This window comes from Desemzia incerta, assembly GCF_900115825.1.
In the GTDB taxonomy this organism is placed as follows: Bacteria; Bacillota; Bacilli; order Lactobacillales; family Carnobacteriaceae; genus Desemzia; species Desemzia incerta.
Genome location: NZ_FOXW01000002.1, coordinates 229,191 through 254,101 on the forward strand (window position 1 = coordinate 229,191; position 24,911 = coordinate 254,101).

A 24,911-nucleotide genomic window follows, 5' to 3' on the forward strand; every position below is an offset into this window, starting at 1 on the left:
CAATAAGGAGTGTTCAATGATGAAATACAGTTTAACATGGGACTTAGAATCTATTTTTCCTGGTGGAAGTGATTCCGCTGAGTTACAAGAAAAATTAACTTTATTAGACAAACAAGCTGATGAGTTTACTCAACACGCTAAAGACTGGGACTACGATGGGGATAAGCCAAATTATACTGCCTTAGCAGACATGCTGACTCTTCATGACGCATTGATGGATGGTATTTCTCAAACGTATACTTTTGTAGAAGCTCTGCAAGCTGAAAATGTTCACGATAAAAAAACAGGGGCTTTGTTTGGCAAGGTGTCTGCATTGTCCAGTCGTTACAAAACTGCTCAAACTATTTTGACCAAAAAATTTGTGTCTATTCCTGATGAAGAGTGGTCTCAACTAATTGAATTACCTGAATTTTCTCCTATTGCATTCGTTTTAACTGAAACACGCGCTGAAGGAAAAGAACTGCTCAGCGAACAAGAAGAAAAATTGATCAATGATTTAGCAGTAGATGGTTTTGAAGGTTGGAGCAACCACTATGACTCGCTAGTAGCCAAAATCAGTATTCCATTTGAAGAAGAAGATGGTACGATTACTCACCTATCTGCTGGACAAGCTCAAAACAAAATGTATGGAGATCCTGATCCTGCGGTTAGAGAAAAACTTTTCGTCGAATGGGAAAAAGCTTGGCAAGAAAATGCTTCTTTATTTGCTGACACATTAAATCATTTATCAGGTTTTCGTTTGGCAAATTATAAAGCGCATGGTATCTCAGATTACTTGAAGAAACCACTAGCATACAACCGAATGAAAAAAGAAACTTTGGACACTATGTGGAAAGCAATCAGCGACAATAAACAACCGTTTGTAGATTACTTGAATCGTAAAGCTCAGTTGTTCGGCAAAGAGCAGTTAGCTTGGCAAGATATTGAGGCCCCTGTGATCGTCGGGAATGCTCGTCCTAAAAAATATCCTTATGACGAAGGTGCAGAATTTGTATTAGGAAACTTCCGTAAATTCAGCAACAAAATGGCTGATTTTGCTCAGTATGCTTTTGACAACAAATGGATCGAAGTAGAAGATCGTCCTGGAAAAGCACCAGGTGGATATTGCGCGGGGCTTCCTGAAACAAAAGAATCACGTATTTTTATGACATATTCCCAAAGTGCCAACGAAGTTGCGACTTTAGCACATGAGTTAGGACATGCCTTTCATAGTGATGTCATGAAAGACTTGCCGCCTATGAACCAGCAATACGCAATGAATGTAGCTGAAACAGCCTCTACTTTTGCTGAAATGATCGTATCTGATGCCACTGTAAAAGAAGCGACTAGTAAAGAAGAAAAAATTACTTTATTAGATAACAAAATGCAAAATGCCCTTGCTATGTTTATGAACATCCATGCTCGTTTCTTATTTGAAACACGTTTTTACGCTGAACGCCAAAAAGGTATTGTTACAGAAGAGCGCATCTCTGAATTGATGATTGAGGCACAGAATGAAGCCTTCCAAGGTACACTGAGCAACAACCATCCTACTTTCTGGGCCAGCAAATTGCATTTTTACATTTCAGATGTCTCTTTCTACAACTTCCCGTATACTTTTGGCTACTTGTTCAGTTTGGGTATTTACAACCGCTCTCTAGAAGAAGGTGCAGGTTTTGAAGACAAATACATCGAGTTGCTTCAAGATACAGGTCGTATGACAACCGAAGATCTGGCACAGAAGCATTTGAATGTTGACTTGACTCAGCCTGACTTCTGGGAAGCCGGAATCTCCCTTGTGAGAAAAGATGTAGAAGCATTCCTTAAACTGACAGAAGAATATATCACTAAATAAAACAGTAAAACACCCTTATCTAAAGAGCCAGGCTAAACGCCTTTTGGTGCTTCTTTAATAAGGGTGTTTTGTTTTATTTATTCATTATCTGCTTTTTTAGGAACCAATACAGTCAAATGTTGAGGCAGTACCTTTAAGGTTAACGGTAGTTTATCTCCTTCATCGCCGTCCACATTTGCTGTCATTTCTTCAACCTCTTGAGCTTCAATAGATCCAAGAGTGAATTTCCGGTACAGAATTTTATCGTCTTCTGGTGCTTTTCCAGTAAATATTTTTGGAATAATATTTAATTTATCCATGATTGCTGAACCTTTTAACGCAATCAAATGCAAATAACCATCGTCTATTTCAGCTTTTGGCAGCAACTTTTCGAAGCCACCCACGGAACTGGTCAATGCGATCAGCACCAATATAGAATCTTGTGTGATTTTCTCGCCATCTACTACAATGTCAAAAGTATGTGACTCATAATTAGCTAAAGCTTTCGTTCCTTCTAAAAAATACGCTAAAGGTCCTAGTTTTGTTTTTTGTTCTACATCTACTTCTTGGACAGCTGTAGGAATCGTTCCGAGTGCAACGACATTTGCAAAGTAATGATCATTTACTTTTCCAATATCCAATTTTTTTTCTTCCAAAGAGTCTAAATGAGCTATCGCCTCTTTAGGATCCATTGGAATACCTAACGAACGCGCTAAATCGTTCACTGTTCCTAGTGGAACGAAACTAAAATCTGGACGGTATTCTTGTTCAGCTAAACCGCTGATAGTTTCGTTTACTGTTCCATCTCCTCCCATTGCAAACACGGCAGCTATTCCTTGTTCAGCAGCTGCTTTAGCAAACGCGGTAGCGTCTCCGCCTTTTTCAGTATATTTAATAGTCACCTTGTCATATATTTCAGCTAATTTTTCTTCTGCGACACTGGATAGAGCTCCTGCCTGTTCAGTGCCGGAAGATGGGTTAACGATCAATAGTGCTTCTCTCATTCTCTTCACCTCGTCGGTATGTATTATGCTTCTCTTCTTTCTATAGTTTACTGAATTTCACCCGTTATTCCTACTGAAACACCTTTATATACAAAAGACCCTAAAGCAGATTTAGAAACTGCTTTAGGGTCTTTACATTGATTCACTAATCTAAATTAATATCTACCGTAGTATACTGAGAAGTTGCCCCAGTATGGGTTAGATTTAAAGTTGCTGACATGTCCTGGACCAGTACTTGATTGAGATCCAACCATACCGCCATTACCTGTGTAGATAGCTACGTGGAAGATTCCACTTGGGCTTCCGCTTTTACTGAAGAACACTAAGTCTCCTGGTTGAGGGTTAGTTACTTTAGTTGAACCAGCGTATTGAGCATATGAATTACGAGCAAGTGATTTTCCAGCTTTTTCAAAGACATATCTTGTGAAACCTGAGCAGTCAAATCCGCTGGTAGTATTTCCTCCAAATTTATATGGAATACCTTTTCCAGTTAAACTATTAGCCACTTGCAAGACACTTCCGCTAGAAACGACTGGTTTTGATTCATTTTTCTTCGCTGCTTCTGCTGCTTTTTTAGCAGCTGCCTTTTTAGCTGCAGCTTTTTCTGCCGCTGCTTTTGCTTCTTTAGCTTTTTGTTCTTTAGCTTTTTGTTCTTTAGCTGCTTTTTCTTTAGCAGCGTTCGAACTGTTATTAGAACCAGCGTTGTTATTAGTTGGTGCAGGCGTTTCAGTCGGAGCTGAAGGTGCTGTTGTCTGTGCCGGTTCAGAAGATTCAGGTGCTGGTGTTGCAGCAACTGAATCGGACTCTTCTTGAACTGAAGCAACTTCAATACTTTCTTCACTGCTTTCTTGAGAACTCTCTGTTACAGTGGAAATTTGAGTTTCTTCTTCAGTTTCTGCAGCAATTTGAGCTTGCTCTAATAATTCTGCTTCAGCTTCAGCTTCTGCTTCGGCTTGAACACTTGTGTATTCAGCAACCTGTTGTTCAGCTTCTGCTTTTTGAGCTAAGAAAGTTGAAATATCTTCTTCTGTAGTTGCTTTTTCAATTGCTAACTGGGCTACAATGACTTCTTTTTCCAGTAATTGTTTGTCCATTTCAGTACGAGTTTGTTCTAATTCCATAGCAATAGCATTTTGTTGATTGATTTTTTGTTCTGTTTGTTCTGATTTTTCAACAACAGCATTTTGATCTGCCACTTGTTCTTGAACTAACGTTTTATTGGCTTTCACTAAGTCTGTTACAACATCGATTCTTCCAATCACATCAGCTACTGATTCTGATTCCAAGATAAAATCTATGTAATTTTGACTAAAACCGCTTGTCTGAACTGTACGAGCTTGCTCTTTTAATTGCTCATTTCGTTCAGCTATTTTTTCTTCTAATACTTTGATTTCCTCTTGCAATTGTTTCATGTCTGCTTGAGCTTTTTCAATTTCTTTAGCTAAAGCTGCTGTTTTTTCTTCATTATTTTTGATTTCATTTGAAATAGTTTTTAACTCAGTTTCAGTTGTAGATACTTGAGATTCAATTTGATTTAGTTGATTGCTTTTTTCGTCGATCAATGTTTGAGTACTTTCGGCTTGTTGTTGAGCTTCTTCAATTTGCGTAGTGTAATCTTCTGCAGATACTTGAGTAGGTAATATAAGGGAACTGAATGTCATGGTTCCTAATAAGGCGATAGCTACAAATTTCTTTTTCACGGAATCTTTCCCTCCAACAATAGTTTTACTTTCAAAAGTCAGTTTTTCTCTTAACGACAGATGAAGTATAGCATACGGAATATATCAAAAAGGTATCGGTAATATTACAGAATGATTAACAGAACACTTGTTGATTTTCGTTCACAAACTACTTTTAAATTAATCACTTATTTAACTTTTTAGTTGCTTTTTCTTTGACTTATTTGAACGAACAATCATTATGATGATCATTGATTAAACCTGCAGCTTGCATGTAGGCGTAGCAAACTGTTGGTCCCACAAAGGAAAAGCCTCTTTTCTTTAATTCTTTAGATAGTTTTTGTGATGATTCATTTTGTGAAGGAACATCTTTTTCATTTATTATATTGTGAACAATTGGTGTCTTTTTAGTAAACGACCACAAATAATCGGCGAAAGAACCAAATTCTTTTTGTATTTCAATAAACGCTGACGCATTTGTAACAATTGACTTAATCTTGAGCCGATTTCTGATGATACCTGGATTTTTCATTAGTTCTTCTTGCTTCTCAAGAGTGTAATATTTTATTTTTTCTGCATCAAATCCATCTAACGCTTCGCGATAGTTTTCTCTTTTTTTCAGAACTGTCTCCCAACTCAATCCTGCTTGCATAGTTTCAAGGATCAGTAATTCAAATAATTTTTTATCATCAAATAGTGGTTTCCCCCATTCTTTATCATGATAGTCTTTTAACAAATCTGTTTTTGCCCAAGAACATCGCTTCATTTTATCCTCTCCTTTTAGTTTGTCTATTATAGGTCAATTTTTTAAGAATCTTGATTTTGTTTTACCGCTTGGTGTATAATACATTGTTAGTATAGCAATCTTAAGTAGGCACAAACGTATTTGCCTGCTGTTTAGTGAACATTTTGGAGGTTATAAAAAGATGACTATGGATTATCGAGTATTATTGTACTACAAATATACTACTATAGAAGAACCAGAAGAATTTAGACGTCAACACTTAGGTTTTTGCAAAGATCTTGGCTTAAAAGGCAGAATCTTGGTTTCTGAAGAAGGCATGAACGGAACCGTTTCAGGAACAATCGAAGCTACACAGAAATACATGGATGCAATGCATGCTGATGAACGTTTCTCAGATATGATTTTTAAAATTGACCCCGCAGAAGGTCATGCGTTCAAAAAAATGTTCGTTCGCTACCGCCCGGAAATCGTTTCGTTGAACCTTGAAGACGATGTTGACCCGAATGAAACTACAGGTAAATATTTAGATCCTAAAGAATTCCGCGAAGCATTATTAGATGAGAACACTGTTGTCATCGATGCTCGTAACGATTACGAATACGATTTAGGACATTTTAGAGGGGCTGTACGTCCAGAAATCAAAAATTTCCGCGAGTTGCCTGAATGGATCCGCGAAAACAAAGAGAAATTCATGGACAAAAAAGTTGTCACCTATTGTACAGGTGGAATTCGTTGTGAGAAGTTTTCAGGTTGGTTATTAAAAGAAGGATTTGAAGACGTTGCTCAACTTCATGGCGGTATCCATACTTATGGAACAGACCCTGAAGTACAAGGCGAATTATGGGACGGAAAAATGTATGTTTTTGATGAACGTATCAGTGTTCCAATCAATCGTAAAGAGCATGTTGTCATTGGAAAAGACTGGTTCGACGGTACTCCTTGCGAACGTTATGTGAACTGTGGAGACCCTAAATGCAACCGTCAAATTTTGACATCACCAGAAAATGAACACAAGTATTTACGCGGCTGTTCTCATGAATGTCGTGTCTCACCAGAAAATCGTTATGTAAAACAACATCATTTAAGCCGTGAAGAAGTTGCAGAACGTTTAGCGGTTATTGGCGAAGAAATGCCTCAAACAGTTTAAGACAACAATAAAAACAGCAGATCCTCTATTGAACTGCCCCTGTCAAGTAGACAGAGAGCCGTTCAATAAAGGGCTTGCTGTTTTTTTATTATTTCAATCTTTTTCATAAGCTGCACGCAATGCAGCTATGTCCAATTTTTTCATTTTAAGGAAAGCTTTTGTTACACGCTCTTTCCTCTTTTCATCATCGGTTGCTAACAAATCATCCAACACAACCGGAGTAATTTGCCATGAAACACCGTAATAGTCTTTCAACCACCCACACTCCTCAGCTTCTGGGACAGCAGACAGTTTTTTCCATAAAAAATCGATTTCTTCTCGAGTATCACATTGAACCAAGAACGAAAATGCTTCGTTGAAGACAAATCCATAGTCTATGTTGCTGTCCATTGCTGAAAATAGTTGACCATTCAAAGTAAATAGAGCATATTGCAGCATATCAGGTGAATTAGGATCCGACTCTTCTTCATAATAAACTACTTTATCCACCTGACTATTTTCAAAAAGCAGTGTATAAAATTCTATCGCTTCTTTTGCTTTACCCACTTGCTGACCCGAAAATAATAATTGCGGAACGATTTTCCCTGCAGTTGTCTCCTCTTCTGTCCAAAGCAACTGCCAAGATACACCATATCGATCATTTAACCATCCATATTGTCCGCTGAAAGGATATTCCCCTACTTCCATCAAGATACTTCCATCAACCTTTAAGATTTCCCACAAATACAAGACTTCTTCTTTTGACGAACAATAAACCCTCAGTGAAATTGCTGGGGTCATTTGAAAGTCAGGACCGGCCGAGATAAACCTAAATTCTTGTCCTTTTAACGTTATGGCCACAACATCAGCTGTCCCGCTTGGTGTATCGTGTATCTGGGCAATAGATTGGATTCTGGATTGTTCAAACACCGAAGTGTAAAATTCAGCTGCTTCAACAGCTTCTTTATCAAACCATAAATGTGGAATAATTGCTTTCATAAAATTCCTCCAGTAAAAACTTTTATTTGGTCCAAAACCTGTCAGTAGCTAATAATAAATCTATCCATCAATACGAAGTTGAACGTTTATTTCCTTTGAATAAGGAACTATATACAACCCTTTTTTCTTAGACCATTCAGCATAAACAAGGTCTGTTGGCTTCTCATACCCTTTTTTCCTGATTTCTTCTAATAACCATTCTTCTGTTTTTCCAATACTTTCTAAAGCTTTCACCTCTACTCTGCCCTCATCAATCAATAAAACAGCCAGGGTGGAGTTTACTTCTTCATTCTTCATTACACTGACTTCTCCACTGGTTTCTAATATGACGTATTTTGCTTCTTTTAAAGAAAAACAATTTTGCGCTCTCAATAGTGATCGAAGTTGTTCTAATTCTATATGATTTTTAGCTAGCTCTTTCGTGTTCAACTGCCCGTCCTGAACCAATATACTCGGAATCCCTTTTAATACCTGACTGGAACGATGCTGCTTTTGAACAACTAATTCGATGATGTAGATCAAGATTCCCCAGAAACCTAACGCAAAGATTATATGCCCTACGTGGATAGCTTGATCATAAATCGCGCCTTCTACGATTCCACCTAAGATTAATGTGTAAATCAAGTCATATGGCGTTACTTCAGCCATCGTCTTTTTACCCAATACTCTCATGACCAATAGCAATCCGATCAATCCAACAAATAATTCAGGCCGATTGTAAGAAACATGTCATTCCTCCTCTTGTTCCTTGCAACTGATAATGATTTCTTACCTTCTCTTTTCATTGTAGAATGTTTCAACAAAAAAAACACATCACACGATTATGAAAATAAAAAATACCCTTTGTTCAGACGACATGTCTTAAACAAAGGATATTTAATAGATCGAATTCACCGTCAGCTTAAAATCAAAGCATCATCGTTCAACATTGTTCCGCTATTTTTATGAAAGAGTTCCAACAGTTCAGGTATCGTCAGTTGCTCTTTTTCTTCCCCTGAAATATCGACTACGATATTCCCTTCACTCAACATAATGAGTCTGTTCCCATATTGAATGGCTTGTTCCATATTATGAGTGATCATCATGGCAGTTAAGTTTTCTTCTTGAACGATTTTTTCTGTCAAATCTAAAACCATCTGACTGGTTTTTGGATCTAGAGCAGCAGTGTGTTCATCCAACAACAATAATTTAGGTGTTACTAATGAAGCCATTAAAAGCGTCACAGCTTGTCTTTGTCCTCCAGATAATAACCCGATTTCCATCTTCATTCTATCTTCTAATCCTAAACCTAACCTCTTTAAGGATTCTTTGAAAATCTTACGTTGATCATCTTTCACTCCAGATGTCAATCCGCGTTTTTTCCCGCGTTTTAAGGCTACTGCTAAATTTTCTTCGATAGTTAGTCTGGATGCCGTTCCCATACGCGGATCTTGAAAGACACGACCAATGTCTTTAGCTCTTTTTACAGTAGGCAGTTTAGTAATATTTTTCCCTTCCAGCAAGATTTCTCCCTCATCTACAGCAAAGCTGCCTGCAATACTGTTCATCAAGGTTGACTTGCCAGCCCCATTTCCACCAATGATCGTGATGAAGTCTCCTTCATAAATTGTTAAATCCAAACCTTTCAACACATGATTTTCATTCACCGTTCCGATTTCAAAACTTTTATGGATTTGCTTCATTTCTAATACTGGTTTCATATCAATGTGGCTCCTTTCTCGTTTGTTTGGTTGAGTTTCTTTTTGCGCTTGTTAGGCAGTTTGACTAATGGAGAAGCTAGCGCAACTGTTAATAAGATGGCAGAAAAGACTTTTAGGTCTTGTGGATCGACATTTAGTTCTAATACTAGAGACAACATCAATCGGTATAAAACAGCTCCAACCACAATCGTCATCAAGCGCTTTGCAAATGTCAAATGACGGAAAATAACCTCGCCTATGACAATAGAAGCTAAAGCGATCACTATGGTACCAATACCACTGCTGATATCCGCAAAACCATTATCTTGAGCAATCAATCCGCCAGACATAGCAATCAATCCATTACACAACATATAAGAAATGATTTCCATTTTGTCGGTGTTGATCCCATTGGCTTCACTCATCTCTGGATTGTCTCCAGCAGACCGAATAGCTAGTCCAGTCTCTGTATTGTAGAACAATTTCAAGCTCATGATCACTAAAGAAACAATGAGAGCTCCAACAAGCAAAGTAGAAAGGTTCGATTCAATGCCCCATGATTCTGCAGTCTCCATCAAGGTGCGTTCCCCTAATAAATTGACGTTCGCTTTCCCCATAATTCTTAGATTAATGGAATACAGTCCGGTCATGGTGATGATCCCAGAAATAAGAGAAGGGATCTTCAATTTCGTATGCAGCAGTGCAGAAATCATTCCAGCAGCCATACCGCTTACTAATGCTGCTATTGTTGCGATCCAAGGAGAGACACCGTTCACGATCAAAGTAGCCGCAATGGCTGCTCCTAAAGGAAAACTTCCTTCTGCTGTCAAATCTGTTATTTTCAGGATACGGAAGTTTAAATAGACTCCAATTGCCATTACTGACCACAATAATCCTTGAGATGTGCTTGATAATAAAATATCCATTTTTACCTCTCCTTTATTTCATAGTGTTGCTTTTTTGTTTATTCTGGCAATACGATATCGTCTGGGTCGATTCCTAAAGCTTCAGCCATTTCTTCATTGATGACTAGTTCCAAGCTGTCAGATGTCTCAACTGAGATATTTTCTGGTTTTTTGTTTTCTTCAATGATTTGAAGAGCCATTTTGGCTGTTTGGCGGCCTAAGTCTTCATAATTGATTCCGTAAGTTGCTAAGCCTCCTGCTTCTACTTGTTCAGCAGAACCTGCTACAACAGGCAATTGGTATTCCATAGCTATCTTACCCACTGTTGCTGCTGTACTGGCTAAAGTATTGTCTGTTGGAATATATAATCCATCAACGTCTTGGGCTAAAGTAGTCAGAACTTGCTGGACATCATTGGTAGAAGAAACCGTTAAGGCTTCTACCGTCACACCGCTCGCTTCAAGAGCTTCGATGGCTAAGTTTGCTTGTATTTCAGAGTTAGGTTCTCCCGCGTTATAAATAAGGCCAATTTTTTCTGCATCTGGTACTAAAGACAATAAAAGTGCAATTTGTTCTTCGATCGGTACCATATCACTTGTTCCAGTGACGTTCCCACCTGGAGATTCGTTGCTTTCCACCAAACCTGCATCTTCTGCATCCGTTACTGCTGTAAAGAGGATAGGATCTTCTTTGGTTTCATTGGCCAAAGATTGTGCAGCTGGCGTTGCGATTGATAAGATAACGTCGTTTTCACCTGCTAATTGTTGGCTCATGCTTTGAAGATTTGCTTGATCGCCTTGAGCATTTTGATAATCTACCGTCAGATTTTCTCCATCTACGTAACCGGCATCCTCTAATTCTGCTAGGAACCCTTCACGAGCTGAAGTCAGAGATTCGTGTTCCATGAATTGTAATACTCCCACATTGATAGATCCGTCTTCTGAAGACTCTGCTGAACCGCAAGCCGCCAACACCATTCCTGATAGTAAAGCTATTCCACCTAAAGCCATTTTTTTCAATTGATTTTTAGTCGCCATTTTCATTTCCTCCTCATTTTTTGTTCATAAATTGAATACCTTATCGACCTAATCTAAGAGCCTCCTTCTATAGCTAGATAATAAAAAGCGCCTCATTAGATGATAAAAATCTAATGAGGCGCGAATCTTATTGATTATTGATTGATTTTAGCAGCCGCTTAGATTTTTTCATCTACGCGGCTGGTTGAAAACAGTACAAAGTACTTTAGCCATCATAGACGCAAACTTGGTTATTGTTTGCATCCATAATGTTGATATGTCTACAAACACCGTCTAAAGTAGCTAAAGTAAAAGTTATTCAAATTTGTGGGTTCTTGTCTTATTCCTGTTTTCATTAAGAATCACTCACTATCTAAATTTGATATTGCTAGTATAATGTAAATATGATGAGAATGTCAACAGCAAGATTAAAATAATTTCATATTATTCTTTTTTGTACATTAAGATTCACAGAATCATTTAAATTTGAACGTTTCTTTTCAAAAATAAATCTTTTTTATCAACACTTTCATTCTGCTCCTAATAAAAATGTTCTTTTATTTCTTTATTTGGTATAATTAGCAAAGCCCTATGGAAGATACGATTAACTCCTCATTAACGGATGTGTATTTCCATTTTTTTATTATTTGTGATAAAAACTATACTTTAAAGATTATGAGGTGATTTAAATTTGAACGATTCAGACAACAAGGACGGACGTTCACTGTGGGAAAAGATCTCACAGTATGGTAAATCTGTCTATCAGAACAGTATGAGTTTTATAGATTCAAGTCGAGAAAAAATAGCTGGTAAAAATCGTGCAGAAGAGGATGCCCTTGCAGCCGAAACTTCAGGCAATCATGAAGTGGATGAAGCAACTGAACTTTCTTCTGATAATATCGACGAAAATAAAGAACCCAGAACAGGTTTCAGCAAATTCCTCTTCGGGTTTAATGTTGCTTATAATGTGATCAAGAATTTAGTCATTATCTTTTCTCTTATCCTATTGATCGGTGGAGCATTTGCAGGAGGTGCAGGTGTTGGTTTGTTTGCTTCTTTAGTCTCTGGTCAAACCCCTCCTTCTTATGAAGATATGCAAGTCGCGATCGGAAACGTGGAGCAAACCTCTACAATGTATTACGCAAATGGAGAAACCATCAGTGATTTTCGTTCAGATTTAAAACGAACAACGATTTCTTTAGATGACATATCAGAATATGTTATTAATGGGGTTATTGCGACAGAAGATGAATACTTCTGGGAACATCCAGGAGTTGTCCCTAAAGCAGTCCTTCGCGCAGTTGTTCAACAACTAACAGGATCTGTTCAAACTTCAGGTGGATCCACGTTGACTCAACAACTGATCAAACAGCAAATCTTGTCTCCTGAAGTAACTTTTGAACGTAAAGTAAATGAAATATTGATTGCTTTTAGAGTCGAAAATTACTTCTCTAAAGAAGAAATCTTGCAAGCTTATTTAAATGTTTCTCCTTTTGGAAGAAATAGTTTAGGACAAAATATCGCTGGGGTACAAGAAGCTGCAACAGGGATTTTTGGCGTAAATGCAAAAGATTTGACTCTTCCTCAAGCTGCTTTCATTGCAGGTCTTCCTCAAAACCCGATTACTTATAGCCCTTATACAGGATCAGGTCAGGTAAAAGAAGACCAGACAAGCGGATTAAGTAGAAAAAATGAAGTGTTGTTCCGTATGTTCCGAGAAGGCTATATCACTGAAGAAGAATATGCATCAGCTCGAGATTATGATTTGACACAAGATTTTATTTTGCGACAAGAAAATGAACAAGATACAAATTCCTTTGCGTATGATGCTGTTGAAACGGAAGCACGTTTGATTTTAATGAAGTTATTATATGAAGCAGACGGATTAACCAAAGAAGATATTGACGCTGATCCTAATCTCTATACTCGTTATTACGAAAGAGCAGATGACGATTTGCGGTTAAATGGTTATAAAGTCTACTCTACTATAGATAAAACCATTCACAATGCTTTAGAACAAGTAGCATCCGAATATGGTCCTGGCATGGGACGAACGAAGAAGGCGCCTGCGGTTTACGACCCTTCAACCGGGGAATACATCCAACCTATGGAAGAAGACCCTGAAACAGGTGAATCTGTTCCTAAAATGGTTGAAATCCAAGTCGGTTCTTCATTGGTTGATAACGCGAGCGGCCGGATCATTGCATTTGTCGGCGGTACGAATTACCAAGACAATATGCTGAATCACGGTTTGTATGTAGAAAGACAGCCTGGTTCAACGATAAAACCCGTTTTAGTCTATGCTCCAGCTTTGGAAGAAGGATTGATCACACCAGCCAGTATGGTATCTGACTCTCGTTTGTTCGTACCGAACTGGGTGAATGGGAGAATTGAAGGACATGAAGTTACGAACGTAGGAAATGTTTATTCAGATAAAAATGTATCTGCTCGAGAATCGTTAGTCAATTCAATGAATATCCCTACCTCTCGTATTTATTTACAAATGATGGAAAATGGATCTACTCCTGGTAACTTCTTACCTTTAATGGGTATTGGAGCGGATGCTGTACATCCTGATGAATATAAAAATGCTGCCTTAGCTTTAGGCGGTACTGGTCATCAAGAAGTTAACGAAGAAGGCGAAGTTGTGGGCATGATCTATGGTCCAACTGTTTTAGAAATGACGAGTGCGTACACGATGTTGGCAAATCAAGGTGTTCATGCTGATCCTTTCATGATTGAACGCATTGAAAACAGTGATGGCGAAGTCATCTACCAACATGAATCTGAGACAACTAAAGTCTTTACTCCTGAAACAGCTTATATGACAGTCGATATCTTAAGAGATGTCATGGAAAACAGCACTGTTGGGGGAACTACAGATCAATTGAACTTTTCAGCAGATATTGCTGGTAAAACAGGTACAACGAACGCTCAAGAAGATATCTGGTTTATTGGTATGACGCCTACTATTACGTTAAGCTCATGGATAGGATATGATGTAGACCAAATTTCTATAGACACAGAAAACGGCGTTCACCCTAGTAAGAGAAATTTGAATTTTTGGGCAAGATTGATGAACGCTGTTTATGAGAAAAACCCCACTTTAGTAGGGTCTGATAAAAACTTTACCCGACCAGAAGGAATCGTCGAAGAAGAAGTTTTGGCTGAAACAGGTATGAAACCTGGTGAAATCACCGTGCCTTCAGATGCTGTAGAAAAAGCTAAAGAATCTGAGTTGCAATATGCTGATTTTGAAGAAAGAAAACCAAACGTTTCTCCTTCTAGATGGTTGCCTGATGGTGCTAAAGTTTCTATTTCAGGTGATATGAAAAAAGAGATTTTTGCAAAAGATAAAGTTCCTGGAACTACCGTTTACGATTTCTTGATCGGAAGCCCTCCTCACATTCAAAATAGTTTTTGGAAATCGAAGGCTGGATCTGGCGCTAGTGCTAAGGCAAAAGAGAACAATGAAAACAAAGAAGAAGAAAATGCTGACGAGGACTAAACAACTTCTCTTAGCAAAAAAAGGTTCATTGGGTTCTGTACCTAATGAACCTTTTTTGTGTCTATTTTATTTTTAAACAATCCCAACTCCTTTAGATTGAAATAAAAAAGAATCCTTGCCTACTCTTATTGATGAGTAGACAAGGATTCTTTAGTTTAGATTAATCTTCTGACCGTGTTGTTCCTCTATGCGCAACATGATAAGGCAAGATAATCGTTTTTTCGTCTGTTTCTTCTTTATTCATCAACTTAGTCAACAATCTCATCGCTACCGCACCGATATCATATAAAGGTTGAGTGATCGTACTTAATTTAGGACGAGTCATTTCAGTTAATTTAGAGTTATTGGTTGTCACGATTTCGAACTCTTCAGGAACTTTGACACCTCTGTCTACCGCTCCGTTTAGGATGCCTACTGCTAATTCATCATCACCAACAAATGCTGCTGTAGCTCCAGATTCTGCTAATTTAGTGAACAACTCTTCTCCACTTGTGAAACTATATTCTGATTCAAAAATCAAGCTTTCATCAAATTCCATCGAAGCTTTTTCTAAAGCATCTTTATAACCAGCTAAACGGTAAATCCCATTGATAGGATCCGCTTGCGGTCCTGATACAAAAGCGATTCTTTCATTTCCAGATTTAATCAACTCAGCAACCACTTCTTCTGCTGCATTTCTATAATCCACATTTACACTGCCTACTTGTTCATCAGGATCTACAGTTCCTGCTAAAACTACTGGAGTTTTAGAACGAGAAAATTCAGCTCTCATATCATCTGTGATTTTATGCCCCATGTAAATAATACCGTCTACTTGTTTTGCAAGTAATGTATTTAATACTTGGATTTCTTTTACATCGTTTTGATCAGAGTTGGCTAAAATGATATTGTATTTGTACATACTTGCAATATCATCGATCCCTCTTGCTAAAGATGCAAAGTATAAGTTGGTTACATCTGGGATGATAACTCCCACTGTAGTCGTTTTTTTACTTGCCAATCCACGTGCTACTGCGTTTGGACGGTAATCTAAACGATCAATAACGTCCAACACTTTTTTACGAGTAGTTGGTTTTACATTAGGATTGCCGTTTACAACACGAGATACTGTAGCCATTGAAACGTTTGCTTCACGTGCAACATCATAAATCGTAATAGTCTGTTTTTCCATTTTTTAATAGCTCCTTTAAAGTCATGTCGTTCATTTTTAACCTATTTTTCAATAAATCTAATCTACCAAATCTAATTCAATATTGCAAGCGGTTTATATTTATTTTCATGAAATTTTCACTTACTTTTTCAGATAACGCTTCCAAAAAATAATTTTATCTTCTGCGGTTGCTTAATGATACAATAAAATAGAATGCAATAAAGCTATCTAGAAAGAAGGAATAGAATGTTCAAACAATTAACTTTTCTGCAAAATTGGTTACAAGAAAATGACGTAGACGCTGTTTTTATCAATGATCCTAACCACGTCGCTTACTTTAGCGGTTATCACAGTGAACCGCATGAAAGAATTTTAGCTCTTCTTGTCTTTAAACAAGCTGCTCCGTTTCTTTTCGTCCCTGCTCTAGAGAAAGAAGATGCATTGTCTAGTCCATGGACATTTGATGTAGCTTCTTACTTAGACCATGAAAATCCTTGGAATATCATCCAACAGACAATCCTGCAACGAGCAGATCATTTAGCGACTATAGCTGTTGAAAAAGATTTCTTAACAGTCTCTAAATTCGAACAACTGAATCTTGCGCTTTCTCCTTCATCCATTAAAGACATAAGCCCTATTATTCAACAAATGAAAGTTATTAAAACGCCAGACGAAATCCAAAAAATGATTGAAGCCGGTAAATGGGCAGATAAAGCTTTAGAAATTGGATTCAACGCTATAGGTGAAGGTCTTGAAGAACAAGAAATCGTTGCGGTTATTGAATATGAATTGAAAAAAATGGGCATTAAAAATATGAGTTTTGAAACCATGGTCTTGACCGGTGACAATGCCGCTAGCCCACACGGCACACCTGGTGATAGAAAAATTGAGAAAAATGATCTCATATTATTTGATCTAGGCGTAGTCTACGAAGGATATACCAGTGACGTTACGCGCACAGTAGCTTTCGGAGAACCTTCCCAACAAGCTAAAGACATCTATAATCTAGTCCTCGAAGCTAATGAAGCGGCTATTGCAGCTGTCAAGCCTGGGATAACTGCAGGAGAGTTAGACAGAATAGCCCGAGACGTTATCTCAGAGGCTGGGTATGGAAAATATTTCAACCATCGACTAGGTCATGGATTAGGAAGCAATGTTCATGAGTTTCCTTCGATCATGGGAGGGAATGATTTAGTGATCGAAGAAGGTATGTGTTTTTCCATCGAGCCCGGCATTTATGTGCCCGGTGTAGCTGGGGTGCGTATAGAAGACTGTGTCTATGTGACAGCAGATGGATGTGAAGTTCTCACTCACACACCTAAATCACTGACTGTTGTCTCTTAAAAACCATCTGATAATTTACTGTTGCACAAAAAGAGAGACCGGAAGATTCCGGTCTCTCTTTTGTGCAACATAGGTAAACAAGTTGTTTTCTATGTCTTTTTTTTGTACTCGATTTACTGTAAGACAGCTTAGATTCCGACATTTGTATTAGTCGTTCTTTCTCCATCGCTTTCTTCAGTTGTTTGTTCTGTGCTGACATTTGTAGTAGTGTATTGAGGATCTTCATCAGCTTTTTCTTGGTCATAATCAAAATCCATTGTAGCTCTTTCCACATCTTTTTTCATATTGCCAGCAGTATACTGAGGCATTTCACGAGATTTTTCTGCTTCAGAAACTTTTTTCTCTTGTTCCGATTGGAACTCTTCTTTGACTTCAGTTCCTTTTTCTTTCACTTGTTCGGCTGCATCTTTTACTTCAGATTTAATGTCGTCCAAGTTGTCTTTTAATCCTTGCGAATTAGAAGACATTTGACTCTTCATTTTATTAGCAGTATCTTTTAAGCTGATTTTGATGTCTTCTGTTGCACTCATAGCAACATCTCTCATCTCAGTGCCTTTATCTTTTGCTATTTGCGAATAGTCTTTTGCAGTTCCTTTAGCTTTATCTGCTTGATCAGAAAGGTCTGATCTCAATTCTTTTCCTGATTTAGGTGCTAATAAAAGTGTTGTTGCTGCAGCTGCAGTTGCTCCTAAAATTGCTCCTAATAAAAATCCGCCTTTTTTACTCATAATTCAATCTTCCTTTCTCTCTATAAAAGTTGTAGATTGTATGACTCTTGATTATTCTGAATCTTTTTTATTTTTTCTTTTGCGGTTCATGTTCATAGCTGTCTTACCTACTTTTGTCACAACGCCTGTTTGAGCAGTACGTTTTGTTACTCCTGTAACACGGTCAGTTAAGTTGCGTGTAGAAGAGTTTAGATTTGAAACAGATACCCCTAGATCTCCAATAGCTTGGAATAAAGGATCGGTTTTACCTAACTTGCCGTTTACATCATCCAATGTTGTATTGGATTTGTTCAATAACCCCTCTACTTCAATCAATAAATTGTCCGCGTCTTTAGTGATCACTCGTAGACTCGAGTTAGCTTCCTTGACTGTATCGGAAACTTCTCCCATGATTTTTGAAACTTTAAGCAAGACAATCACTAAAAAGACTACTAGTACTGCAAATGCAACCGCTGCAATCAACGCAGCAATTTCTCCACCTGTCATATGAATCCCTCACTTCCTTAAATTTTTCAATTTATTCTTTAAATGTTTCGTTCAAATCAATAAAGATCAAACATGGCAACATTTAAAAAACGTTTTCTATTCGTGTATAGAATACCATTTAAAAAAAAGGAGTTCAAACAATACGAAATAGAACAGGAAAAAAAGTTCGCTTTTAGCTTTATTATGAGTATTTGCACACATTAAACCGGCTTATAACAATGGTCACAGAAGTTTAACACCTCTTTGGTTTTATTTAAGTCGTTATTTTGTTAAGATGTCATTTAGCAGCGATTATTTCTCATGAGGTGATAAAATGAATGAATCAAATGTTACAGAGTCTGTAGTGAATGATGTGGTTGAAAAAACAAATTTATTCAGCCGATATTGGAATTCCATTAATTGGAATGAAATCATCAGCACTATCTTGACCACTAGTCTGCAAATCTTATTTTTCTTGATCCTGTTTTATATCCTAAAAAAAATCGGGAATGTTTTGATCACTAAGGCTTTTTCAAGCTATAGAAGAAAAGAAAACATATCTATCAATCGATTGAATACATTGAACAGCCTATCGCAAAATATTTTTCACGCTGTCATAGGTTTTCTGTTAGCTTATTCTATACTGAATGTAATTGGCGTGCCTGTGGCTTCTTTACTAACTGGTGCCGGTGTAATTGGTTTGGCTTTATCTTTAGGTGCTCAAGGTTTTGTCAGCGACATTGTAAATGGTTTTTTCCTCTTGCTTGAAAAGCAAATGGATGTCGGTGACGTGGTAGAGTTGGATACGGTATCTGGAACAGTCGTTGATGTGAACCTTAAAACGACGTTGGTTAAAAGTTTTGATGGCACATTGAATTTTGTCCCTAACCGTTACATTACAATAGTCAGCAATAAATCTCGTGAAGACATGCAAGTAATGATCAAAATTCGTCTTTATCCTGACGCTGACATTCAAAAAGTCTCCAAGGTTATTTCTGAAGTGAATGAGCGACTTGTTCCTCAGTTTCCTGAGATTACAGAAGAACCTTCTTATACTGGAATGATCGATATAGGAGAAGGTCAGACTGGAATTCGGATAACCATGTATACTTTAAATGGTCAGCAATTTGACATTCAGCATCGTTTTTTCCAAGAGTATGTCAGCAGTCTAACAGAAGCAGGTATAAAAATTCCTTTAACAAAATATCCAATAGTCTAGCTTTCCAAAATAGTAATCATGGTACACGCAAATTCATCAATCTTGTCTATACAAAAAAGAAGCCGAATCGGAGCAAACTACCGATTCGGCTTCTTTTTATTTTTAACTCAAAGCTACCTTTTCTTGTTCTAAAACATGGTTTGCCTTTGCTTCTAAGAAGTCGCAAACAGTTTTTATAGCAAAAGGAATGGCCTCTTCTTTAGGAGACATTTGAGGATGGTGCAATCCATATGGAGTATCGACACCTAGCCAAAACATCGTTCCAGGTACCTTGTCCAATAAGTATCCAAAGTCTTCTCCAGTCATGGCAGTCCCAGCTTCTTCATAATGAACATCAGCACGATGTTTCATAAACTGAACAAATGCTTCTGTTTCTTTTGGCGTATTGATAACCGGCAAATAGCCGTACATGTTCAAATCTACATCAACTTTACATTGATAAGTCATTTCAATCCCTTGAGCGATTTCTTTAAATCGTTTTTGGACCCGATAACTCATGTCTTTAGTCAATGCACGTATAGTCCCTTCAATACGAGCATGATCACTGATGACATTTCCGGTCGTTCCAGCATGGAATGAACCTAACGTCACAACCGCTCCTTCAACAGGATTTACATTTCTGCTGACGATCGTTTGCACTTGGTTTACAAACTGGCTGGCTGCTACAACCATGTCATTTGATTCTTGAGGATAAGCTGCGTGTCCTCCGATTCCATGGAAGTCCACCGTCAAATCACATGTGGATGCAAATAAAGTCCCTTCTTTGGTTGCGATAGTTCCTACAGGTCTATTTGGATCAACATGCAGCGCATAAAATTCATCCGGCATCCATTCATTTAGGAATCCTTTATCATAATAGATTTTTGCTCCACTGACCGTTTCTTCTGCCGGCTGAAAAAAGAACACAAGGTGATCTTTAGCAGGATGCTCACTAAAATGAGTCAATATCCCTAGGGTGATGGCCATATGTACATCATGCCCACAAGCGTGCATTCTTCCTTCATGAGTAGACTCAAAAGTCAAATCCGTTTTTTCTACGACAGGCAAACCATCAATATCTGTTCTCCATCCAATCGTACGGTTTCCTTCAGTCCCTTTTACCCTCACTAAAATAGCTGTTTCATCTACTTTGATTTCTAAGTGTTCTTGAGGCAATTGCTGAATGATTTTCAACAAATAATCTCGTGTTTTGTATTCTTCCAGCCCTACTTCAGGTATCAAATGCAAATCTCTTCTTATTTTTATAAATGGGTCTATTTTTTCTACCATGGTCTTGCTCCTTACGTTTATCTAACATACAAATAAACCAGACATTCTGTTTCTGGTTATTGATGAGTTGATTTTTTTGGCTTATTTGTTTTTAATCGCTTCTTCAGTTTGATGATGATCTTTAACTGATCAGTCAACCCTTTACTGAAAAATAGATTCTTGATGCAATTGAACATCGTAACGGTGCTCAAATTCATGTGCTACATGGTTTACTGATTTTAGAATTTCTCTTCTTGTAACAATGCCTTGGAATTTCTTTTCGTTGTCTACAATACAAATAAACGCATTATCGACCAGCAAATGCAACAAATCTTCCAGTTCATAATCATCATTTAAAACAGCAAAATCCGTTCGCATCACTTCTCCTACCGTTAATGAATCTAAACGGTCAAAGTGGATTTCCGTAACACCTGTGATAGCTTCTATAATCAATGGAATCGAAATCAGTCCGCTGACACGGGCTTCTTTGTCTAAAACAACGATAACATTAAATCCGATCTTGGTTAAGACTAGTAGAGCATGGTTTAAATTATTTTCTGCTTGGACATGTGCCACTTCTCTGGCAGGAATCAAGAAATTTTCTTGATTTTCTAAAAACATCTCTTGGATTTTATCTCCAATCATGGATGGTTTCCTCCTAATATTATCTTCATTACTATTGGTATTTTACAGTACGCAGACGAATAATCCTATCTTTTAGCAAACATCTTAAAATAAATCGAATTTCACCGAAGCATTAGGCTTTTCTACATTTTGCTGAACCGAACAACAAGTCCTTCAACGGGTTGATGACTGCGGTCATAGTAAGAAACCGTGATGCCTCTCTCATCCATTTCAACAATAGCATAGGTTTGAACGTGGTATTTCCCTCTAGGTTGTAATATACTGCCAGGATTCAATAAGAGAATCCCATCTCTTTTTTCTACACCCAACTCATGCGAATGGCCAAAAAAGGCGAAATTTGCTTTATTCCTTTTTGCGGCTTCCAAAAGAGGTACCATCGAAGATTTTACATCTAGATAATGCCCATGAGCCATAAAAACACGATTACTCCCTACATCTACGGTTTGTTCCAATTCGTAGCGCTGGTCGAAATCCATATTTCCTCTCACTGTGATGAAAGCTTTCCAAATATCATCGGATGCTTCCAGTTCTGAATCCCCGCAATGGAATAATTGATCCATACTCTCTTTGTATTTGTCTCGAAGTTCCACTAAAATATCTCTATCTCCATGACTGTCACTAACAACAAGTATTTTCATTATCGGCTTCTCCTTATTTGTCCAACATTGAAATCCATTCATCCCAAACTTTCTCCAAATTGATCAGAGCTTTTGCTCGATGACTGATTGCATTCTTTTCCTCTTCCGTCATTTCAGCCATCGTCTTATTTTTTTCTGCTACAAAAAATAAGGGGTCGTAACCAAATCCATTTTCTCCGTGCGGAATAGACAAAATCCGTCCGTCCACTTCTCCTTCAACCACTAAACTATCTTTTCCAGGCGCAGCTAAAGCCAATGTACAATGGAATTGAGCTGTTCTTTTTTCTGGAGGCACGTTGGTTAATTCATGAAGCAATTTTGCATTATTCGCTGCATCACTTTTTCGTTCTCCTGCATATCTTGCCGAATAGACTCCAGGATTGCCATCCAAATAATCGACTTTCAATCCAGAATCATCAGCCAAAACAAGCATATTTAGTTTATCTGCGATTGTTTCAGCTTTTAACAGAGCATTCTCAGCAAATGTAGTCCCTGTTTCTTCTACGTCTGGAATATCCGGATAGTCTAACAACGTTTTAACTGCAAACCCTTTTTTACCAAATAAACTTTCAAACTCAGCAGCTTTTCCTTTATTACGAGTAGCGATCAAGATTTCTTTTTTGCTCTTACTCAAGTCAAGAGGCGCTAAATTTTGATTCATGCGGTTCCCTTCCCTGATAGCCTTGTTTTGTACATCAAATAATTGAAGAATACCTGCTTCTCCTACTTCCATCATCTCATTCATTTGCTCTTTAGAAAAAGGCGCTTTTTCTCCAGCACCTTGAATCTCCACGAATTTTCCGCTGGAAGTCATGACTAGATTCATATCTACAGCTGCTGTGCTATCTTCACTGAAATCTAAATCCAATAAGATATCTTCTTCTGACGTCATTCCTACACTGATAGCAGCAATATTATCTAAAATCGGCGTTTCTTTCACCAACTGCTGATTGACCAGTTTTTGGACAGCCAAACTCAACGCCACAAAACCGCCTGTAATACTGGCTGTTCTTGTTCCTCCATCAGCCTGAATTACGTCACAATCTACCACCATCGTTCTTTCTCCCAGCTTTTTTAAATCGACGATTGACCGAAGAGAACGAGCGATCATCCGTTGAATTTCCATCGTTCTGCCGTTTATTTGGCCGCGGACAGCATCGCGTTGTTTTCGCTGTTGTGTCGCTCGAGGCAGCATGTTGTATTCAGCATGAATCCAGCCGCTGTTTTGCCCTCTCAAAAATCGAGGTACTTGGTCTTCAACTGTCGCTGTACAAATCACTTTTGTGTTGCCGATTGAAATTAAAACAGATCCTTCAGGGTGAAGCAAGTAATTTGGTTCAATAGTGATTTTTCTTAATTCCGTTATTTTTCTATTATCGTTACGCATAACCGGACTCCTTCTTCACAACTTTAGTACTGACACTTATTATTCTGCAGTTCCTAGGTGAATCTGTTCTACTTCTAGTTCTTTCAACCCTAACCACTGTGAAGCTATATCATGAAACATTTGTTTAGAACCTGTAGTATAAAACTTACGCTCACTCGAAGGTTTCTTTTGACTTTTTTCAGCTAGGTCATAATAATCTAGAATAGTGCTTACTTCACTAATCGTTTCAGCTCCAGAATCGATCAACGTAACGTTTTCCCCAATCACATTTTGAATGATCGGACGCAATAACGGATAGTGAGTACAACCTAAAATCAAAGTATCCAATTGTTTATTCTTTAACGGTTTCATTGTCTCAGCGACTACTTTTTTTGCTATTGCACTTCGATATTCATTGCTTTCTACTAAAGGTACGAATTTAGGACATGCTAGACTAATGACTTCCACTTGATTATCTTTGTCGTGAATCAATTGTTCATACATTTTGCTTTTAACAGTACCTTCTGTTCCAATGATGCCTACTCGATTATTAGAAGTGGATTTAATTGCCGCTCTGCTTCCTGGCATAATAACGCCTATTACAGGGATAGCTAATTTCTTTTTAATATCTTCCAATGCTACGGCTGTAGCAGTATTACAAGCAATGACCAACATTTTAATGTCTTTGCTTAACAAAAATTGAGTCATTTCCCACGTGAATTGCAGTACTTGCTCTTGGGGTCTTGGTCCATAAGGGCAACGAGCTGTATCGCCAACATAATAAATGGATTCATTTGGCAATTGACGCATAGCTTCTTTTACGACTGTCAATCCGCCGACTCCTGAATCTATAAAACCTATTGCTTGTTTTTTCATATTTTTAACAACCTTTATTATAAAAATTATACTGCTCTAGTATTTATTGTCGCTGTTTTGACCTAAAAATTCAAGTCTAGATACCATTGTTTGCAGACTTATTTATTTCTTCCTCATAAAACAGTGAATTTATTTTGTCAAAGACCTTTTTCCACTAGTCATTGTATAAAAAATAGTAGGTTTCTTCTATTAATCAATGTATAATAATATAGGAAACTATTGAGGTGAAATCATTGAAAAAGAAACTAAAACCTGAAGAATTTAATTCAGCATTAATTGATACCCCCGTAAATTTATTTGGGCACGAATTGATCCGAACAGAATTATTAACAAACTTATTAGGCAAAGACGCTGAAGCCATTTTATATTGGGCCGGGAAAGAGTTGGCCCGCAATCATCCGTTGACAAGTTACGAAGAAGTCGTTCAGTTTTTCGAACAAGCTTCTTTTGGAACTCTCGATCGTACGAAAGAAAAACGCTCTTCTTCTACATACAGTCTTTATGGAAAATTGATTGACTTGCGTCTATCTCAAAAAGAGCCTGTTTTTTCTTTGGAAGCTGGATTTTTAGCGGAACAAATGCAGCAGATCAATGGCGTTTATGCAGAAGCATATGCTGAAGTCATTAAAAACAAAACTGTTCTAATCACTTTAAAGTGGGACAATAAAGATTTGGTTGAGATGAATCAAAATAACTAAAACCGTCAGAAAAGGATGATTTCCTTTCCTGACGGTTTTTTGTTGTTTTTTTTAGCATTA

At 37.7% G+C, this 24,911-nt stretch carries 22 protein-coding genes and 1 pseudogene; 6 read left to right on the forward strand and 17 right to left on the reverse strand.

Annotation, left to right across the window (positions count from 1 at the left end; translation table 11 throughout):
- Positions 1-19 precede the first annotated feature (19 nt).
- Positions 20-1,834, forward strand: a complete 1,815-nt coding sequence (locus BM137_RS03735) for a M3 family oligoendopeptidase (protein ID WP_092479816.1) — start codon at positions 20-22, stop codon at positions 1,832-1,834.
- A gap of 77 nt (positions 1,835-1,911) precedes the next feature.
- Here the strand turns inward: BM137_RS03735 and BM137_RS03740 are convergent, their stop codons facing one another.
- The 3 genes from BM137_RS03740 to BM137_RS03750 all read right to left on the reverse strand — a co-directional run bounded on the left by BM137_RS03740 (position 1,912) and on the right by BM137_RS03750 (position 5,262).
- On the reverse strand, positions 1,912-2,817 hold the full coding sequence (locus tag BM137_RS03740) for a diacylglycerol/lipid kinase family protein (protein WP_092479817.1): 906 nt from the start codon (positions 2,815-2,817) through the stop codon (positions 1,912-1,914).
- A gap of 155 nt (positions 2,818-2,972) precedes the next feature.
- Complete coding sequence (locus tag BM137_RS03745) at positions 2,973-4,517, reverse strand: C40 family peptidase (RefSeq protein ID WP_092479818.1); 1,545 nt, start codon at positions 4,515-4,517, stop codon at positions 2,973-2,975.
- Between the two features lie 199 nt (positions 4,518-4,716).
- Positions 4,717-5,262, reverse strand: coding sequence for a DNA-3-methyladenine glycosylase I (locus BM137_RS03750; RefSeq protein ID WP_092479819.1), 546 nt, complete (start codon positions 5,260-5,262; stop codon positions 4,717-4,719).
- A gap of 166 nt (positions 5,263-5,428) precedes the next feature.
- Here BM137_RS03750 and trhO point away from each other — a divergent pair, with 166 nt between their 5' ends.
- Positions 5,429-6,388: an oxygen-dependent tRNA uridine(34) hydroxylase TrhO gene (trhO, locus tag BM137_RS03755; protein ID WP_092479904.1), complete on the forward strand. Its 960-nt coding sequence runs from the start codon at positions 5,429-5,431 to the stop codon at positions 6,386-6,388.
- Between the two features lie 93 nt (positions 6,389-6,481).
- Here trhO and BM137_RS03760 read toward each other — a convergent pair whose 3' ends face one another.
- From BM137_RS03760 to BM137_RS03780, 6 genes and pseudogenes are all read right to left on the reverse strand, one after another.
- Positions 6,482-7,366, reverse strand: a complete 885-nt coding sequence (locus BM137_RS03760) for a VOC family protein (protein ID WP_092479820.1) — start codon at positions 7,364-7,366, stop codon at positions 6,482-6,484.
- A 60-nt stretch (positions 7,367-7,426) separates the two neighbouring features.
- Positions 7,427-7,888 carry a DUF421 domain-containing protein gene (locus BM137_RS03765; RefSeq protein WP_341849604.1) on the reverse strand — a complete coding sequence of 154 codons (462 nt, stop codon included), beginning with the start codon at positions 7,886-7,888 and terminating at the stop codon, positions 7,427-7,429.
- Positions 7,880-8,062, reverse strand: a pseudogene (locus BM137_RS11450) (DUF421 domain-containing protein); the annotation flags it as partial. The pseudogene BM137_RS11450 and the gene BM137_RS03765, both read right to left, overlap by 9 nt.
- 200 nt (positions 8,063-8,262) lie before the next feature.
- The gene (locus tag BM137_RS03770; protein WP_092479821.1) at positions 8,263-9,066 is read right to left on the reverse strand and encodes an ABC transporter ATP-binding protein; all 804 of its coding nucleotides are present in this window, start codon (positions 9,064-9,066) and stop codon (positions 8,263-8,265) included.
- Positions 9,063-9,971, reverse strand: coding sequence for an ABC transporter permease (locus BM137_RS03775; protein ID WP_092479822.1), 909 nt, complete (start codon positions 9,969-9,971; stop codon positions 9,063-9,065). The genes BM137_RS03770 and BM137_RS03775 overlap by 4 nt, the downstream gene beginning before the upstream one ends.
- A gap of 38 nt (positions 9,972-10,009) precedes the next feature.
- Positions 10,010-10,987 (reverse strand): ABC transporter substrate-binding protein, encoded by a 978-nt coding sequence (locus tag BM137_RS03780; protein ID WP_177192490.1) that lies wholly within the window; start codon positions 10,985-10,987, stop codon positions 10,010-10,012.
- A gap of 670 nt (positions 10,988-11,657) precedes the next feature.
- Between BM137_RS03780 and BM137_RS03785 the strand changes: the two genes are divergently transcribed.
- Positions 11,658-14,474, forward strand: a complete 2,817-nt coding sequence (locus tag BM137_RS03785; RefSeq protein ID WP_092479824.1) for a transglycosylase domain-containing protein — start codon at positions 11,658-11,660, stop codon at positions 14,472-14,474.
- 160 nt (positions 14,475-14,634) lie between these two features.
- Here the strand turns inward: BM137_RS03785 and ccpA are convergent, their stop codons facing one another.
- Positions 14,635-15,645, reverse strand: a complete 1,011-nt coding sequence (gene ccpA, locus BM137_RS03790) for a catabolite control protein A (protein ID WP_092479825.1) — start codon at positions 15,643-15,645, stop codon at positions 14,635-14,637.
- 225 nt (positions 15,646-15,870) lie between these two features.
- Here ccpA and BM137_RS03795 point away from each other — a divergent pair, with 225 nt between their 5' ends.
- Positions 15,871-16,968 (forward strand): M24 family metallopeptidase, encoded by a 1,098-nt coding sequence (locus tag BM137_RS03795; protein WP_092479826.1) that lies wholly within the window; start codon positions 15,871-15,873, stop codon positions 16,966-16,968.
- A 128-nt stretch (positions 16,969-17,096) separates the two neighbouring features.
- On the opposite strand, the gene BM137_RS03800 is transcribed toward BM137_RS03795, so the two are convergent.
- Together BM137_RS03800 and BM137_RS03805 are read right to left on the reverse strand one after the other, a co-directional pair.
- Positions 17,097-17,696, reverse strand: coding sequence for a YtxH domain-containing protein (locus BM137_RS03800; protein WP_092479827.1), 600 nt, complete (start codon positions 17,694-17,696; stop codon positions 17,097-17,099).
- Between the two features lie 51 nt (positions 17,697-17,747).
- Positions 17,748-18,182, reverse strand: coding sequence for a DUF948 domain-containing protein (locus BM137_RS03805; RefSeq protein ID WP_092479828.1), 435 nt, complete (start codon positions 18,180-18,182; stop codon positions 17,748-17,750).
- A gap of 313 nt (positions 18,183-18,495) precedes the next feature.
- Between BM137_RS03805 and BM137_RS03810 the strand changes: the two genes are divergently transcribed.
- Positions 18,496-19,380: a mechanosensitive ion channel family protein gene (locus BM137_RS03810; protein ID WP_092479829.1), complete on the forward strand. Its 885-nt coding sequence runs from the start codon at positions 18,496-18,498 to the stop codon at positions 19,378-19,380.
- 102 nt (positions 19,381-19,482) lie between these two features.
- On the opposite strand, the gene BM137_RS03815 is transcribed toward BM137_RS03810, so the two are convergent.
- The 5 genes from BM137_RS03815 to racE all read right to left on the reverse strand — a co-directional run bounded on the left by BM137_RS03815 (position 19,483) and on the right by racE (position 24,153).
- On the reverse strand, positions 19,483-20,649 hold the full coding sequence (locus BM137_RS03815; RefSeq protein WP_092479830.1) for an N-acetyldiaminopimelate deacetylase: 1,167 nt from the start codon (positions 20,647-20,649) through the stop codon (positions 19,483-19,485).
- A gap of 141 nt (positions 20,650-20,790) precedes the next feature.
- Complete coding sequence (gene cbpB, locus BM137_RS03820) at positions 20,791-21,273, reverse strand: cyclic-di-AMP-binding protein CbpB (protein ID WP_092479831.1); 483 nt, start codon at positions 21,271-21,273, stop codon at positions 20,791-20,793.
- A 122-nt stretch (positions 21,274-21,395) separates the two neighbouring features.
- Positions 21,396-21,911, reverse strand: coding sequence for a metallophosphoesterase (locus BM137_RS03825; protein ID WP_092479906.1), 516 nt, complete (start codon positions 21,909-21,911; stop codon positions 21,396-21,398).
- 13 nt (positions 21,912-21,924) lie between these two features.
- Positions 21,925-23,298: a ribonuclease PH gene (gene rph, locus BM137_RS03830; protein WP_092479832.1), complete on the reverse strand. Its 1,374-nt coding sequence runs from the start codon at positions 23,296-23,298 to the stop codon at positions 21,925-21,927.
- A 39-nt stretch (positions 23,299-23,337) separates the two neighbouring features.
- On the reverse strand, positions 23,338-24,153 hold the full coding sequence (racE, locus tag BM137_RS03835; protein ID WP_092479833.1) for a glutamate racemase: 816 nt from the start codon (positions 24,151-24,153) through the stop codon (positions 23,338-23,340).
- Positions 24,154-24,386: 233 nt separating this feature from the next.
- Here racE and BM137_RS03840 point away from each other — a divergent pair, with 233 nt between their 5' ends.
- Positions 24,387-24,851 carry a YslB family protein gene (locus BM137_RS03840; protein WP_218147492.1) on the forward strand — a complete coding sequence of 155 codons (465 nt, stop codon included), beginning with the start codon at positions 24,387-24,389 and terminating at the stop codon, positions 24,849-24,851.
- Positions 24,852-24,911: the final 60 nt, after the last annotated feature.

Bases quoted from the DNA above. Each gene is read 5' to 3' on its own strand.
- BM137_RS03750 (WP_092479819.1), bottom strand. From the start codon at position 5,262: ATGAAGCGATGTTCTTGGGCAAAAACAGATTTGTTAAAAGACTATCAT.
- rph (WP_092479832.1), bottom strand. From the start codon at position 23,298: ATGCGTAACGATAATAGAAAAATAACGGAATTAAGAAAAATCACTATT.
- trhO (WP_092479904.1), top strand. From the start codon at position 5,429: ATGGATTATCGAGTATTATTGTACTACAAATATACTACTATAGAAGAA.
- BM137_RS03740 (WP_092479817.1), bottom strand. From the start codon at position 2,817: ATGAGAGAAGCACTATTGATCGTTAACCCATCTTCCGGCACTGAACAG.
- BM137_RS03800 (WP_092479827.1), bottom strand. From the start codon at position 17,696: ATGAGTAAAAAAGGCGGATTTTTATTAGGAGCAATTTTAGGAGCAACT.
- BM137_RS03815 (WP_092479830.1), bottom strand. From the start codon at position 20,649: ATGGTAGAAAAAATAGACCCATTTATAAAAATAAGAAGAGATTTGCAT.
- BM137_RS03780 (WP_177192490.1), bottom strand. From the start codon at position 10,987: ATGGCGACTAAAAATCAATTGAAAAAAATGGCTTTAGGTGGAATAGCT.
- cbpB (WP_092479831.1), bottom strand. From the start codon at position 21,273: ATGATTGGAGATAAAATCCAAGAGATGTTTTTAGAAAATCAAGAAAAT.
- BM137_RS03795 (WP_092479826.1), top strand. From the start codon at position 15,871: ATGTTCAAACAATTAACTTTTCTGCAAAATTGGTTACAAGAAAATGAC.
- BM137_RS03760 (WP_092479820.1), bottom strand. From the start codon at position 7,366: ATGAAAGCAATTATTCCACATTTATGGTTTGATAAAGAAGCTGTTGAA.
- BM137_RS03825 (WP_092479906.1), bottom strand. From the start codon at position 21,911: ATGAAAATACTTGTTGTTAGTGACAGTCATGGAGATAGAGATATTTTA.
- BM137_RS03805 (WP_092479828.1), bottom strand. From the start codon at position 18,182: ATGACAGGTGGAGAAATTGCTGCGTTGATTGCAGCGGTTGCATTTGCA.
- BM137_RS03775 (WP_092479822.1), bottom strand. From the start codon at position 9,971: ATGGATATTTTATTATCAAGCACATCTCAAGGATTATTGTGGTCAGTA.
- BM137_RS03770 (WP_092479821.1), bottom strand. From the start codon at position 9,066: ATGAAACCAGTATTAGAAATGAAGCAAATCCATAAAAGTTTTGAAATC.
- BM137_RS03735 (WP_092479816.1), top strand. From the start codon at position 20: ATGAAATACAGTTTAACATGGGACTTAGAATCTATTTTTCCTGGTGGA.
- BM137_RS03810 (WP_092479829.1), top strand. From the start codon at position 18,496: ATGAATGAATCAAATGTTACAGAGTCTGTAGTGAATGATGTGGTTGAA.
- racE (WP_092479833.1), bottom strand. From the start codon at position 24,153: ATGAAAAAACAAGCAATAGGTTTTATAGATTCAGGAGTCGGCGGATTG.
- ccpA (WP_092479825.1), bottom strand. From the start codon at position 15,645: ATGGAAAAACAGACTATTACGATTTATGATGTTGCACGTGAAGCAAAC.